Raw genomic sequence first — 13,763 nt, 5'->3', positions numbered from 1 at the left:
CGCAGCAAAAAGGGCGCGTCCCTTGCGAGACGCGCCCTTGATGTCGTTTGGGATCCGGTCGGATCAGGCTTCGTCGCCGAAGCCTTCTTGTTGACCGGCGCCGCCTTCGATCAGTTCCTGGGCCGATTGCTCGGCGGCCTGGCGCTCATCGTCGAACTGGCTGCGGATCACGTCCTCGCCCTTGGCTTGGCGCTCGGCCTCGTCCATCGAGCGGGCGATGTTGATCTTGACCGTGGCGCGGACCTCGGCGTGCAGGCGAACCGGCACTTCGTGGACGCCCAGGCTCTTGATCGCCGTGTTCAGGACGACCTGCGAGCGCTCGACCTTGCCGCCTTCGGCCTGGATGGCCTCGGCGACGTCGCGACCGGCGACCGAACCGTACAGGTGACCGGTTTCACCGGCCTGACGGATCATGACGTAGGTCTGGCCGTCGATCTTGTCGGCGACCTTCTGTGCGTCGGCCTTGTTCTTCTCGTTGCGCTGCTCAATGGCGGCGCGGTCGAGTTCGAACGCCTTCAGGTTGGCGGCGGTGGCCCGGCGGGCCTTGTCGCGCGGCAGAAGGAAGTTACGGGCGAAGCCGTCCTTGACGGACACGACGTCGCCGATGGCGCCGAGATTCTCGACGCGTTCAAGCAGAACGACCTTCATCTCACTTCACCACGTAAGGCAGGAGGGCCAGATAGCGAGCGCGCTTGATGGCCTTGGCCAGTTCACGCTGCTTCTTCTGGGAGACGGCGGTGATGCGCGAAGGCACGATCTTGCCGCGTTCGGAGACGTAACGCTGCAGCAGCTTGACGTCCTTGTAGTCGATCTTCGGCGCATTGGCGCCCGAGAACGGGCAGACCTTGCGGCGACGATAGAAGGGGCGGCGGCCGGCGGCGCCGGAGCCCGCCGGTGCGCCCGGGGTCGGGGCGGTGGTATCGGTCATGTTCCGGGTTCCTTATTCGGCGTCGGCGGCGGCGTCGTCGCGCGGGGTGCGCTCGCGCTCACGCTCGCGTTCACGCTCGCGGCGGGCCAGCAGCGGCGACAGTTCCAGGTCGAGTTCCTCGACGCGGACGGTCAGCCAGCGCAGCACGTCTTCGTTGATCGACAGCTGACGCTCGACTTCGGCCATGGCGGCCGGAGGGGCGTCGACGGCCAGCAGCGAATAGTGAGCCTTGCGGTTCTTCTTCACGCGGTAGGTCAGGTTGCGCAGACCCCAGTATTCGATCTTGGCGACCGAGCCGCCACCGGCGACGATCAGATCCTTGATGGTGTCATTCAGCGCTTCGGCCTGTTGCGCCGAGATATCCTGGCGCGTCATGACCGTGTGCTCGTAAAGAGCCATGCGGTAGTCTCCCTTGTGGGCATCGGCGCGGAAACGACCGGGTAAGTCGGTCTCCACGATGGCTCCTGGCGCGGCGGCCGGACCGAACGTCCAACCCTTTGGTGCTCCGCGACAGGACCGAAGCCCTGGAAAGGCGGGGCCTATAGGCGAAAAGGGGCGAGGAAGCAAGGATGGCGGCAGACGCTTGTGGCGCCCCTCGACCCCGCCTAAACCAGCCCCATGCCGAAGCTGACGTCCGCGGTCGATCCGCAAAGCCAAAAATACAAGTCCCTGCACGCGCACAACAGCGCCCTGGTCGCCGAGTTGCGCAACCATGTGGCCAAGGCCGCGCGCGGCGGGTCCGACAAGTCGCGCGACCGTCACGTCGCTCGCGGCAAGCTGTTGCCGCGCGACCGCGTCGAGCGCCTGCTGGATCCCGGCTCGCCCTTCCTGGAGATCGGGCAACTGGCTGCACACGACATGTATGACGGCGAGGCCCCGGCGGCGGGCGTCATCGCGGGCATCGGCCGGGTCTCGGGCCGCGAGGTCATGATCGTCTGCAACGACCCGACGGTGAAGGGCGGCGCCTATTTCCCCATGACGGTGAAGAAGCACCTGCGCGCCCAGGAAATCGCCGAGCAGAACCGTCTGCCGTGCGTCTATCTGGTCGATAGCGGCGGAGCCAATCTGCCGCACCAGGCCGAGGTGTTTCCCGACCGCGACCATTTCGGCCGCATCTTCTTCAACCAGGCCCGGATGAGCGCCAAGGGCATCGCCCAGATCGCCTGCGTCATGGGCCTGTCCACCGCCGGAGGGGCCTATGTGCCGGCCATGTCGGACGAGACGATCATCGTCAGGAACCAGGGCGCCATCTTCCTGGCCGGGCCGCCGTTGGTGAAGGCGGCGACAGGGGAGGTCATCTCGGCGGAGGAACTGGGCGGGGCGGAGACCCACGGTCGTCGCTCGGGCGTGGTCGATCATGTCGCCGAGAACGATGAGCACGCGCTGGAGATCGTGCGCTCCATCGTCGCCAATCTGAACACGACCAAGGCCGTCGAGATGGATGTGCGCGAACCGCGCGCGCCGGCCTTCGACGCAGAGGAGCTGTACGGCCTGATCCCCGACGACGTCCGCGCCCCCTATGATGTGCGCGAGGTCATCGCCAGGCTGGTGGACGGGTCGGAGTTCGACGAGTTCAAGAGCCTGTACGGCTCGACCCTGGTGTGCGGGTTCGCGCGCATCTGGGGTTATCCGGTCGCCATCCTGGCCAACAACGGCGTCATCTTTTCCGAGAGCGCCCAGAAGGGCGCGCACTTCATCGAACTGGCCTGCAAGCGCAAGATTCCGCTGCTGTTCCTGCAGAACATCTCGGGCTTCATGGTCGGCGGCAAATACGAGGCGGGCGGCATCGCCAAGGACGGCGCCAAGCTGGTGACGGCCGTAGCCTCGGCCGAAGTGCCCAAGTTCACTGTCCTGATCGGCGGCAGTTTCGGGGCGGGGAACTATGGCATGTGCGGCCGGGCCTATTCGCCGCGCTTCCTGTTCACCTGGCCTAACAGCCGGATCGGGGTCATGGGCGGCGAGCAGGCCGCCAGCGTCTTGGCGACCGTACACCGCGACGCCGAGACCTGGAGCGCAGACGACGCCGAGGCCTTCAAGGCGCCGATCCGCCAGAAGTATGAGGACGAGGGCAATCCCTATTACGCCACCGCCCGCCTGTGGGACGACGGCGTCATCGACCCGGCCCAGACGCGCGATGTGCTGGGCCTAGCCATCAGCGCCAGCCTGAACGCCCCGATCCCGGAGACGACGTTCGGCCTGTTCCGGATGTAACCTATTGGTCCGCGCCTCGTTGTGAGCGGACACGCAGTTTGGAGACACTCATGGCCGATCAACCGACCGAAGACGACCTCAACGCCCTGGACGTCACCGACGCCGAGGCGGCCGAGATCAACGGCATCGCCCAGCCGCTGGTGCCCGATGCCGCGCCGGACGCCGACGACGATCTGGTGCAGATCGATTCGACCACCGACGGCGTCGTCTTCGTCACCATCAACCGGCCGGCCAAGAAGAACGCCTTTGACGCCGCGACCATCGCGGCCCTGCATGAGGCGTTCGAAACGCTGCATGGCGCGGACCGGGTGCGGGCCGTCTTCATTCGGGGGGCGGGCGGCACCTTCAGCGCCGGGGCCGATCTGAACTGGATGCGCGACGCCGCCGGCTGGTCCGAGAGCGACAACCGCGACGACGCCATGGGCCTGGCGAAAATGCTGAAGGCCCTGCACGACATTCCCGCCCTGACGGTGGCGGTGGTCGAGGGCAACGCCATGGGCGGCGGAGCGGGCATTGTCGCCGCCTGCGACATGGCCGTGGCGGTCGAGGGGGCGCGCTTCGCCTTCTCCGAGGTCAAGCTGGGTCTGATCCCGGCGACCATCGCTCCCTATGTCATCGAGGCCGTCGGCGCGCGCCGCGCCCGCCAGCTGTTCCTGACCGCCAACGCCTTCGACGCCGACTACGCCGCCCATGCCGGCCTGATCGACCTGGTTCTGCCCGAAGGATCGGTGGACGAGTTCATCTCGATGCTGAGCGACAGCCTGACCAACAATGCGCCGGGCGCGATGGGTGAGGCCAAGCGTCTGGTCAACGACATCGCCCACCACAAGATCGACAACGGTCTGATGGACGAAACCGCCAAACGCATCGCCCGCGCCCGCGTATCGGACGAAGGCCGCGAGGGCGTCGCCGCCTTCCTGGAAAAGCGCAAGGCCAGCTGGACGGTCTGATTGCGCTGATCGGCCGCCGGAAACGGCGGCCGATTTCACGCGTAGTTGAAGCTGATCGAAATTCGGTCGGCCTTGGCCAGGTTGGTCGGCACCTCGTGCCGCAGCCAGCTTTCCCACATCAGCACCGTGCCTGCCTGAGGCTGCAGATAGACGAACGGCCGCTCGGCCTCGCTCGCCTCATCCGTCACCGACGGTCGGGCCATCATGAAGGGCAGGCGGGGATCTTCCAGCTTCAGCGATGAGGCCCCGTCTGGCACGTCGATATAGACGGTGCCGGACAGGAAGGCGTGCGGGTGGATGTGACCCGTATGGCCGCCGCCGGGCTTCAAGATGTTGACCCACAGATTGTCGAGGCGGGGTTTGCGGGCCAGGTCGAAGTTCAGCGCCTTGGCGTAGGCGACGGCATGGCGATCCAGATGGCGCTTCAGCTCGGCGAACTCGGGGAACCGCTGGGGCAGGTCGTTTAGCGATCCGTAGGAGGTATAGCCGCGATAGGCGTTGGCCTTGCACCACCGACGGCCGGCCTCGTCCTCCTCGGCCATCATCCGGATGACGTCGATCAGTTGTTCGTTGAAGTCGGGCCAGCCACGCCCTTCGGCAAGGGAGGCTTCATAGACCTGGGTGACGAAGAGGGGGCGCAGGGACATCGGAGGGGCTTAACGCCTGCCGCGTCGCGTGAGAAGGGTCGTGCTCTGCCTCTCGCCTGATGCGCACGATCCGGCTAAGACCGCTTCATGTTCAAGTCCGTCCTTGTCGCCAATCGCGGCGAAATCGCCTGCCGTGTCTTCCGCACCGCCAAGCGGATGGGGATTCGCACCATCGCCGTCTATTCCGAGGCGGATGCCAACGCGCTGCATGTGCGCGAGGCCGACGAGGCGGTGCTGATCGGCCCGGCGGCCGCGCGCGAAAGCTATCTGGACGGCGCCAAGGTGCTGGCGGCGGCCAAGGCGACGGGGGCCGAGGCGATCCACCCCGGATATGGCTTCCTGAGCGAGAACGCCGACTTCGCCGAGGCCGTCGCGGCGGCGGGCCTGATCTGGATCGGGCCGGACCCGTCCTCAATTCGCGCCATGGGCCTGAAGGACGCGGCCAAGGAGCTGATGATCCAGGCCGGGGTGCCGGTGACGCCGGGCTATCAGGGCGCCGATCAGTCGGAGGAAACCCTGACGGCCGAGGCGGCGCGGATCGGCTATCCGGTGCTGATCAAGGCGGTCGCGGGCGGCGGCGGCAAGGGGATGAAACGGGTCGATGATCCGGCCGATTTCGCCGCCGGTCTGGCCAGCGCCAAGCGCGAGGGGGCTGCGGCCTTCGGCGACGACCGGGTTCTGATTGAACGCTACATCACCCGCCCACGTCACATCGAGGTGCAGGTGTTCGGCGACAAGCACGGCGAGGTCGTCCACCTTTATGAGCGTGACTGTTCGCTGCAACGCCGCCACCAGAAGGTGATCGAAGAGGCGCCCGCGCCGGGCATGAGCGAGGCCGTGCGCGCCGCCGTGACCGGGGCTGCGATCAAGGCGGCCCGGGCGGTCAACTACGTCGGGGCCGGGACCATCGAGTTCATCGCCGACGCCTCGGACGGGCTGAAGGCGGACGGCGTCTGGTTCATGGAGATGAACACCCGGCTGCAAGTCGAGCATCCCGTGACCGAGAGCGTGACGGGCGTCGATCTGGTCGAATGGCAGTTCCGCGTCGCGGCGGGTGAGCGGATCCCCCTGAAGCAGGATCAGATCCAGCTGAACGGCTGGGCCATGGAGGCGCGGCTGTATGCCGAGGATCCGGCCAACGGCTTCCTGCCCTCCATCGGCAAGCTGGAGCATTTTGTCATGCCGGACGGGATCCGCGTCGATACCGGCGTGGAGCAGGGCGGCGAGGTCAGCCAGTTCTATGATCCGATGATCGCCAAGCTGATCGTGCACGAGGACACGCGCGAGGCGGCGGCGGCGCGGCTGGCCGAGGCGGCGGGCGAGGTCGAGGTCTGGCCGGTCAAGGCCAACGCCGGCTTCCTGAAACGCTGTCTGGAGCATCCGCGCTTCGTCGCGGGAGACGTGGACACGGGCTTCATCGCGGCGGAGGAAGGGGCGTTATCCGGTCAGGCCGATAGACCTTCGCTGGCGGCCGCCGTCGCTGGCCTTCTCGCATCACACGCACGATGGGCCGGGCATTCTTCCGGCCAGCCCTCACCATGGAGTTCGAACGGAGACGGTTTGTTCGGCTTTCGGTTGAACGCATCGGGCGCCGCATGCGCCGTTGTTTCGATAAACGGAGAGCAGTCCGCTGCGAGGCTGAAACCGCGAGACGCGTATGGTTTCGACGTGTCCATCAGAAACGATGACTTCGTCGTTGAGGTTCATCCTGGTAGCAGTCTTCGCGACATAAGGAGCCGTATCGACGTCGATGGTCGGGACTCGCAAGTTCGCTTCCGCAATGCGGATACGCCGGAGCTAGTCTTCCGCAACGGTGAAGCTTTCAAAATTGGTTGGTTCCGCGCCAGCGGACAGGGCGCTACTGTGATTGCCGACGGTTCCCTTCTGGCACCCATGCCGGGCAAGATCGTCGCCACGCCTGCCAAGGTCGGTGATGTCGTCGCCAAGGGCCAGCCGGTCGTGGTGCTTGAAGCCATGAAGATGGAGCACGCCCTGACGGCGCCGTTCGACGGCGTGGTGGAAAGCGTGACCGCCTTGGTCGGGGATCAGGTCGTGGACGGCTTCGAACTGGCGCGCATCAAGGGCGAGGCGTGATCGTGGGATTGGGGGGACTTTTGGCTCTGGCGCTGCTGGCGAGCCTGGCGAGCGAGCCCAAGATGCAGACAGTTCGGGTTGAAGGCGCGGACCTTGCGGATATGCAGTGCGTCGTGGTGGCGATGGAGACCGCCGGCGTCGATGAGGCGCAGAACGTCGCCACCGTCTCCAATGTCACCTTTTATATGGGCAAGCTTGCGGGGCGTGGAAATGTGACCCGATGGGACCGGGTGCTGGTGGCCTATCGATCGGGTCTTTCGGACGCTGAAAGGGTCAAGATGGTCGAGGATCACGGCGTGCGGTGCAGCCTAGAAGTCCTTATGGCCTCAATGGGGTTCGCTCAGCTTGCGCTCAGCGATGCGGCTGCCGCTGTAGAGAAGTCAGAAGACTAAAGCCCCACGCCGCCGATGGGGCGGGTGAAGACGGTGTCGCCAAAGGTGGCGATCAGAGCCAAGGCGGGTCGCATGACGCCTGTCTCGCGGATGCTGGCCGACCAGGCGTCGTGCGTCGCCTTGCTCATCCACACCTCGGTGACCCACAGGGCGTCGGCGTCTTTCGGATCCTGCGCCAGCACATAGCTGTGGCAGCCCGGTCGCTTCACATTGGGATCCAGCAGGCAGAGGCCCAGTTCGTCGCGGCGGCCGGCATGGGCCGTCAGGCGGGTAATCAATCCGTACATACTGGTCCTAAACGCGCTGGGCGAGCTGAGCGGCGCGCGATCATAGCTAGCCCCTTTAGATTAAGAATCTGGCCAATGCGCCTAAGGGGCACTACGTGGGCGCCATGCCGCTTCACATGATCAAGCTGGGCGTCGGGGTGCCGGACGTCGAATGGCTGGAGGCCCGCGCCGCCCGGGGCGGGGCGCTCGTCGTCCACACACGCATGACGCCGAAACGGGCGACCGAGATCGAGGACGGCGGCTCGCTCTATTGGGTGGTGAAGGGGACGATCGTCTGTCGCCAACCGGTGCTGGACATCACAACCTTGGGCGAGGGCAAGCAGAGCCGCTGTGAGATCACGCTCGAACCCAAGGTCATCCGCACCGCGCCCATGGCCCGGCGACCCTTCCAGGGCTGGCGATATTTCGAGCCCAAGGATGCGCCGGTCGATCTGACCGACCTCGACGCCGGCGAGGCTCCGGAAGAACTAGTGCGTCAGCTTCGCGAACTGGGCGCCTGGTAAGGCCAAGCCCTCAACGTTTTGGGAGTTGACCCCGGCGGGTCAGCGTGGCCTGTGCCGCGTCCGATGATCGCGCTCAGCCTCCAGACCCGTACCGCCTTCCGCGACCTGCTGAACCTGGCATGGCCGGTGATCCTGGCGCGCATCGGCATCATGACCATGGGGCTGACCGACGCCATCGTGGTGGGCAACTATTCCAGCCAGGAACTGGCGTTCCATTCTCTGGCCTGGGCGCCGACGTCGATCGTGGTGACGACGGCGGTCGGCCTGATGCTGGGCGTGCAGGTGATGACGGCGCGGATGCTGGGCGAGGGGCGTCGGCACGCTGTCGGCTCAGTGCTGCGTCGCGGCCTGACCTATTCGTTGCAGATCGGCGTGGTGTCGATGATCGCCCTGATCGCCATTGGCCCGTGGGGACTGGGCAAGCTGGGGCTGGAGGATGGTCTGGCGGAGGGCGCCGGGCCTGCCCTGGTCGTCTTCGCCCTGTCCATGCCCTTCTATCTGATCTCGGTGACGGGCCAGTTCTTCCTGGAGGCTTTGGGCCGGCCCAAGCCCGGCATGGTGGCCATGTGGGTGGCGAACGGGGTCAATCTGGCGCTGAACATCGTACTGGTGCCGGACCTGCTCGGCTTCGGCTTCGACGGCGCCTTCGCCTCGGCCTGGGCGACCTTCGGGGCGCGGGCGGCGCTGGCGATCTTCCTGGTGATCTACATCCTGCGTCTACCCGAGGCGCGGGCGCTGGGCATCTTCGACAAGCCCGAGCGCGATCCCGAGGCCGCGCGCGAACAGGTCAAGGTCGGCCTGGGCGCCGGCGCCTCCTACTTCATCGAGGTCGGGGCCTTCTCGGGCTTCACCTTCTTCGCCGGTCAAATCGGCACGGCGGAGACGGCGGCCTGGGCGGTGGTGCTCAACGTCTCGGCCATCGTCTTCATGCTGCCGATGGGGCTGTCGTCGGCGACGGCGGTGCTGGTGGGCCGCAGCTACGGCGCCGGCGACGGGCGAGGGGTCTTGCGCGCCGGTCTGGTGGGGCTGGGCGTCGTGACGGCCCTGACATTGGTGGTCGCCCTTCTGGTCTGGCCCAGCGCCCACCTGATCGTCGGCGCCTATAATCGAGATCCAGCCCTGCTGGCCATCGCCGCGCCGGCCCTGGTGCTGGCGACGCTGTTCTTTGTGGCGGACGGCATTCAGGTCGTTGCGGCCCAGGCCAACCGCGCGGCGGGCGACGTCTGGTGGCCCACCATCATGCATTTCGCCGCCTACGGCGCGGTGATGATGCCGCTGGGCTGGGTGCTGGCGCACCAAATGGGCGTCAACGGCCTGGTCTGGGCGGTGGTGATCGCCAGCCTGGCGTCCTCGACCCTGCTGACCGGGCGTTTCATCCGTATTGCGCGCCGTCTGCCGCAAGGCGTTTGAGGAAACCGCGCCGCCGCTCTATATCCCTGCGCTTCCCCGAACACCTGGACGATCATGGCCCGCATCCTCATCACCTCGGCGCTGCCCTACATCAATGGCATCAAGCACCTGGGGAATCTGGCGGGCTCGATGTTGCCGGCCGACGTCTGGGCGCGGTTTAAGCGGGCCCAGGGGCATGAGGTCCTCTATATCTGCGCCACCGACGAACACGGCACCCCGGCCGAACTGGCCGCCGCCGCCGCCGGCCAGGACGTGCGAGCCTATTGCGACGAGCAGCACGAAATCCAGAAGGCCGCCGGTCAGGCGTTCGGACTCAGCTACGACTGGTTCGGCCGGTCGTCGAACCCGCAGAACCATCGCCTGACCCAGCATTTCGCCGAGGCGCTGGAGAAGAACGGCCTGATCGAGGAGCGGGTGGATCGGATGATCTATTCGATCGACGACGCCCGCTTCCTTCCCGACCGCTATGTCGAGGGAACCTGCCCGCACTGCGGCCATGTCGGCGCGCGCGGCGACCAGTGCGACAATTGCGGACGCCTGCTGGATCCGACCGACCTGATCGATCCCTATTCGTCGGTGTCGGGCTCCAAGAATCTGGAGGTGCGCGATACGCGTCACCTCTATCTGCTCCAGACCAAGATCGAGCCCGAGATCCGCGCCTGGGTCGACGGCAAGACAGGCTGGCAACAGTTGGCCAAGTCCATCGCCTACAAACACCTGGACGAGGGGCTGATCGACCGGGGCATCACCCGCGACCTGGCCTGGGGCGTGCCGGTGACCAAGGACGGCTTCCCGCGCCCGGGCATGGAGGACAAGGTCTTCTACGTCTGGTTCGACGCCCCCATCGAGTACATCGCCGCGACCGAAGAATGGGCCGAGGCGACGGGCGGATCGTGGCGTGACTGGTGGCGTCTGGACGAGGGGGCGGAGGACGTTCGCTATGTCCAGTTCATGGGCAAGGACAACGTCGCCTTCCACACCGTCAGCTTCCCCGCGACCATCATCGGCTCGGGCGAGCCGTGGAAGACGGTGGACCAGCTGAAGGCGTTCAACTGGCTGAACTGGTACGGCGGCAAGTTCTCCACCAGCCAAAAGCGCGGCGTCTTTATGGATCAGGCGCTGGAGCTGTTGCCGGCCGACTACTGGCGCTGGCGACTGACGGCCTATGGGCCGGAGCACGCGGATTCGGCCTTCACGTGGGAGGATTTCCAAGCCTCGACCAACAAGGACCTGGCGGATGTGCTGGGCAATTTCGTCAACCGCATCGTCAAATTCGCGGAATCCAAGTTCGACGGCGTGGTGCCCGAGGGCGGCGAGGCGGGACCGGTCGAAATCCAGCTGGAGGCCGACATCAAGACCGCCGTCGCCGAGGCGACCGAACAGCTGGAGGCGATGGAGTTCAGAAAGGCCGCTGTCGCCATTCGCGCCGCCTGGGTGCTGGGCAACGAGTATTTGCAGGTCGCGGCGCCCTGGACGGCGCTGAAGACCGATCGCGACCGCGCGGCGGTGGGGGTGCGCACGGGTCTGAATCTGGTCGCCCTATTCGCGCGTCTGGCCGCGCCGATCCTGCCCTTCACCGCGCCCAAGATCGCGGCGTCGGTTGGGGTGGAGGACCTGAGCTGGCCCGGCGCCGACGAGGATCTGCTGACTCGTCTGCCTGTCGGCGGCAAGGTCGAGGCTCAGGGCGTGTTGTTCGCCAAGATCGAGGACGCCCAGGTCGCGGAATGGTCCGAACGCTTCGGCGGCGCGGACGCCTGATCCACCCCACGTGTGTTGCAAAGAAAGAGCCGCGCTCGGGATCGAGCGCGGCTTTTGTCTGTGCGGCCTTTGATCAGTCCTGTTCGGCGAACACGACCGGAAGGCCCGCCGCATTCCAGGCCTGGATGCCGCCGGTCAGGTTGAACAGCGGCTGGCCCTCGGGACCGGTCGGGCCGACGAAGGCGCAGACCTGGTGGCTGCGGCCGCCTTTGAGGCATTGGACGATGATCTTCTTGTCGGCCGGAAGGTCCAGCGCCTCCCAGGCGGCGGGCATCTGGCTGAGCGGGGCCAGGATCGCGCCGTCGATGCGGGCGGCGGCGAACTCGTCCGGCTCGCGCACATCGATCAGCACCGCTTCGCCCGCCTGCAGCCAGGCGGCGGCCTCTTCGACGGTGACCGTGGCGACGGTCATGGCGCGACCGTCGGTTCGGCGGGCGCCGGCGTCGGGCTGTCCTCGGTGCGCTTCTGGCCCAGATGTTTGGCTGCTTCCTCGGGACCGATCTCAAGGAAGGCGGGGGCCGAGGCGTTGAACTCGTCCATATGGCCGGTGCGCACCACCACTTGACGGGCGCCGTCCCAGATCATGTGCAGGGCGACATAAAGGACGACGACCAGACCGATGTAGCCGATCCAGCTGAAGCGGTGCAGCAGCTTGGCGATATAGGTGGCGGCGACGCCCATCAGGGCGATCGATAGGACCAGGCCGAAGACCATGATCCAGGGGTGTTCGTGCGCAGCGCCGGCGACGGCCAGCACATTGTCCAGCGACATGGTGATGTCGGCGACCATGATCTGAAGCAGGGCGGCGCCGAAGCTCTTGCGCTTCAGGCCCAGTTCCTCGGGCGATGGACCAGAGCCGTGCTCGATGCTCATGGCCAGTTCGAGTTCCTTTTCGGCCTCGGCCTGGTCGTGCGTCGCTTGCTCGCGCAGTTCGCGCCACATCTTCCAGCACACCCACAGCAGCAGCAGGCCGCCGGCCAGCAACAGGCCGACCAGAGCCAGAAGCTGCACGGTGATCAGCGCAAAACCGATTCGCATGACGACGGCGGCGGCCAGGCCGATCAGAATGGCCTTCTTGCGCTGGTCCTGGGGCAGGGCGGCGGCGGCCAGGCCCACGGCGACGGCGTTGTCGCCGGCCAGGACCAGATCCATCAGCAAGACCTGGCCCAGGGCCGTGGCTTGGCTGGCGAGTTCGGGAGACGAGAGGAATTCCATTTCCGCTCCTTAGCCTCGGTGCGGCGTTCTGTCAGCCGCGTTGCGCGCGCGCCGCTTCATAAAGCGCGACCGCCGCCGCATTGGACACGTTCAGGCTCTCGAATCCGCCCGGCATGGGGATCTTGGCCAGGACGTCGCAGTGTTCGGCGACCAGACGACGGATGCCGTCGCCTTCGGACCCCATGACCAGAACGGTCGGCTGATGATCCAGCGCTTCTTCCAGCGTCTGTTCGCCCGTGCCGTCCAGGCCGACCGCGCGCCAGCCCAGATCGGCCAGACGCTCCAGCGCACGGGACAGATTCGTGACGCGGGCGTGGGGCAGGCGTTCGGTGGCGCCGACGGCCGCCTTGGCCAGGGCGCCGGCGAGGGCCGGAGCATGCCGGTCCTGAACGATGATCCCCCGCGCGCCGAAGGCCAGGGCCGATCGGAAGATGGCGCCCACGTTCTGGGGGTCTGTCAGCTGATCCAGCATGACGATGACGCCCTCAGCCGGCTCGGCCAGCTCTTCCAGCGACACGCCCTCCAGCGGTTGGACCTTGAAGGCCAGTCCCTGATGCACGGCGCCGGGGGGCAGCATCCGGGTCAGGGCCTGGATTTCGACCACCTCGATCTTGTGGCCGTTTGCGAGAGCATTGTTCTCGATCTCGGCGGCGCGCTCGGCCGTGGCCAGCAGACGACCCATGCCGCGACGGGCGGGATTCGCCAGAGCGGCCAAAACCGGATGTCGGCCCCACAGAAAATTATCGGCGTCCGACTTGCCCCGATCGGGCGAACGGGGCTGGCGAGGGGTTTCCTCGCGCCGGCCAAACCCTTGCGCAGCGGGCTTTTGGCCCTTGTCACGGGGGCCGTCGGGACGGTTTCCGAAGACGGGTTTTTTACCGCTTTTACGGTCGTTGCGTTCTGATTTCGACGACACTATAAGACGCCCTCCGATTTGGAGCCCCAAGGGCTTTCGGGTCTGGGCGCCCCCTCTATCCTAGAGGAGGCGACAAGCCGAAGGCTTTTGTTTCGTCCCGCTTCTTTATGGGCGGAAACGAGGGGTCCGACGGTTCGACAAGGCGCGCTGGGGGAATGTCCCGAGTGGCAAAGGGGGGGGACTGTAAATCCCCTGCGTAAGCTTCGAAGGTTCGAGTCCTTCTTCCCCCACCACGCGCCTTGACGGATGCGACGGATCAGGACGACGGAGAGGAACCGGCTGCGGCGTTCCGAAAGAACTTCCGCAGTCTCCGCGCGGGTATAGCACAATGGTAGTGCAGCAGCCTTCCAAGCTGAGGATGTCGGTTCGATCCCGTCTACCCGCTCCAGGTTTTTAAAAGATCAGCATCGCGCCCCTCCGCTGACGGACCCGGGCCATCAGGAGTTTGGCCA

At 66.3% G+C, this 13,763-nt stretch carries 15 protein-coding genes and 2 tRNA genes; 9 read left to right on the top strand and 8 right to left on the bottom strand.

Going from position 1 to position 13,763, the window contains the following annotated elements; all coding sequences use genetic code 11:
- Positions 1–63: 63 nt before the first annotated feature.
- The 3 genes from rplI to rpsF are packed head-to-tail and all read right to left on the bottom strand — an operon-like array spanning position 64 to position 1,327.
- Positions 64–648, bottom strand: a complete 585-nt coding sequence (rplI, locus tag BVE01S_RS06800; RefSeq protein ID WP_055754943.1) for a 50S ribosomal protein L9 — start codon at positions 646–648, stop codon at positions 64–66.
- A 1-nt stretch (position 649) separates the two neighbouring features.
- Positions 650–928 (bottom strand): 30S ribosomal protein S18, encoded by a 279-nt coding sequence (rpsR, locus tag BVE01S_RS06795; protein WP_008259463.1) that lies wholly within the window; start codon positions 926–928, stop codon positions 650–652.
- Positions 929–940: 12 nt separating this feature from the next.
- A complete protein-coding gene (gene rpsF, locus BVE01S_RS06790) occupies positions 941–1,327 on the bottom strand; it encodes a 30S ribosomal protein S6 (RefSeq protein WP_026108635.1) in 387 nt (128 codons plus the stop codon).
- Between the two features lie 219 nt (positions 1,328–1,546).
- On the opposite strand from rpsF, the gene BVE01S_RS06785 reads away from it, so the two are divergent.
- Positions 1,547–3,139: a carboxyl transferase domain-containing protein gene (locus BVE01S_RS06785; protein WP_055808417.1), complete on the top strand. Its 1,593-nt coding sequence runs from the start codon at positions 1,547–1,549 to the stop codon at positions 3,137–3,139.
- A gap of 50 nt (positions 3,140–3,189) precedes the next feature.
- Positions 3,190–4,089: an enoyl-CoA hydratase-related protein gene (locus tag BVE01S_RS06780; protein ID WP_066625861.1), complete on the top strand. Its 900-nt coding sequence runs from the start codon at positions 3,190–3,192 to the stop codon at positions 4,087–4,089.
- Between the two features lie 35 nt (positions 4,090–4,124).
- Here BVE01S_RS06780 and BVE01S_RS06775 read toward each other — a convergent pair whose 3' ends face one another.
- Positions 4,125–4,736, bottom strand: coding sequence for a TIGR02466 family protein (locus BVE01S_RS06775; RefSeq protein ID WP_066625859.1), 612 nt, complete (start codon positions 4,734–4,736; stop codon positions 4,125–4,127).
- A gap of 87 nt (positions 4,737–4,823) precedes the next feature.
- Here BVE01S_RS06775 and BVE01S_RS06770 point away from each other — a divergent pair, with 87 nt between their 5' ends.
- Complete coding sequence (locus tag BVE01S_RS06770; RefSeq protein ID WP_066625856.1) at positions 4,824–6,830, top strand: ATP-binding protein; 2,007 nt, start codon at positions 4,824–4,826, stop codon at positions 6,828–6,830.
- Between the two features lie 20 nt (positions 6,831–6,850).
- Complete coding sequence (locus BVE01S_RS06765) at positions 6,851–7,222, top strand: hypothetical protein (RefSeq protein ID WP_157076441.1); 372 nt, start codon at positions 6,851–6,853, stop codon at positions 7,220–7,222.
- On the opposite strand, the gene BVE01S_RS06760 is transcribed toward BVE01S_RS06765, so the two are convergent.
- A complete protein-coding gene (locus BVE01S_RS06760; protein ID WP_066625850.1) occupies positions 7,219–7,509 on the bottom strand; it encodes an antibiotic biosynthesis monooxygenase family protein in 291 nt (96 codons plus the stop codon). The two genes, BVE01S_RS06765 and BVE01S_RS06760, sit on opposite strands and share 4 nt — an antisense overlap.
- 104 nt (positions 7,510–7,613) lie before the next feature.
- Between BVE01S_RS06760 and BVE01S_RS06755 the strand changes: the two genes are divergently transcribed.
- The 3 genes from BVE01S_RS06755 to metG all read left to right on the top strand — a co-directional run bounded on the left by BVE01S_RS06755 (position 7,614) and on the right by metG (position 11,180).
- Complete coding sequence (locus BVE01S_RS06755) at positions 7,614–8,012, top strand: DUF1489 family protein (RefSeq protein WP_055755036.1); 399 nt, start codon at positions 7,614–7,616, stop codon at positions 8,010–8,012.
- Positions 8,013–8,075: 63 nt separating this feature from the next.
- Positions 8,076–9,422: an MATE family efflux transporter gene (locus BVE01S_RS06750; RefSeq protein WP_066625848.1), complete on the top strand. Its 1,347-nt coding sequence runs from the start codon at positions 8,076–8,078 to the stop codon at positions 9,420–9,422.
- 54 nt (positions 9,423–9,476) lie between these two features.
- Entirely contained in the window at positions 9,477–11,180 is a 1,704-nt protein-coding gene (gene metG / locus BVE01S_RS06745; protein ID WP_066625845.1) for a methionine--tRNA ligase, read from the top strand.
- A 73-nt stretch (positions 11,181–11,253) separates the two neighbouring features.
- Here the strand turns inward: metG and BVE01S_RS06740 are convergent, their stop codons facing one another.
- Genes BVE01S_RS06740 through rlmB form a run of 3 tightly spaced genes read right to left on the bottom strand, consistent with a single transcriptional unit; the run spans position 11,254 to position 13,311 of the window.
- Complete coding sequence (locus tag BVE01S_RS06740; protein ID WP_055808429.1) at positions 11,254–11,592, bottom strand: rhodanese-like domain-containing protein; 339 nt, start codon at positions 11,590–11,592, stop codon at positions 11,254–11,256.
- Positions 11,589–12,395 (bottom strand): TerC family protein, encoded by an 807-nt coding sequence (locus BVE01S_RS06735; RefSeq protein ID WP_055754934.1) that lies wholly within the window; start codon positions 12,393–12,395, stop codon positions 11,589–11,591. The genes BVE01S_RS06740 and BVE01S_RS06735 overlap by 4 nt, the downstream gene beginning before the upstream one ends.
- A gap of 31 nt (positions 12,396–12,426) precedes the next feature.
- Entirely contained in the window at positions 12,427–13,311 is an 885-nt protein-coding gene (rlmB, locus tag BVE01S_RS06730; RefSeq protein WP_084375326.1) for a 23S rRNA (guanosine(2251)-2'-O)-methyltransferase RlmB, read from the bottom strand.
- A gap of 149 nt (positions 13,312–13,460) precedes the next feature.
- Between rlmB and BVE01S_RS06720 the strand changes: the two genes are divergently transcribed.
- Together BVE01S_RS06720 and BVE01S_RS06715 are read left to right on the top strand one after the other, a co-directional pair.
- Positions 13,461–13,544, top strand: a tRNA-Tyr gene (locus tag BVE01S_RS06720).
- A gap of 81 nt (positions 13,545–13,625) precedes the next feature.
- Positions 13,626–13,699, top strand: a tRNA-Gly gene (locus BVE01S_RS06715).
- Positions 13,700–13,763: the final 64 nt, after the last annotated feature.

The organism is Brevundimonas vesicularis NBRC 12165 (genome assembly GCF_001592205.1).
Classification (GTDB): Bacteria; Pseudomonadota; Alphaproteobacteria; order Caulobacterales; family Caulobacteraceae; genus Brevundimonas; species Brevundimonas vesicularis.
Note: the sequence above shows the minus strand (reverse complement) of the source record. Positions and strands in the feature narration are given on the sequence as shown.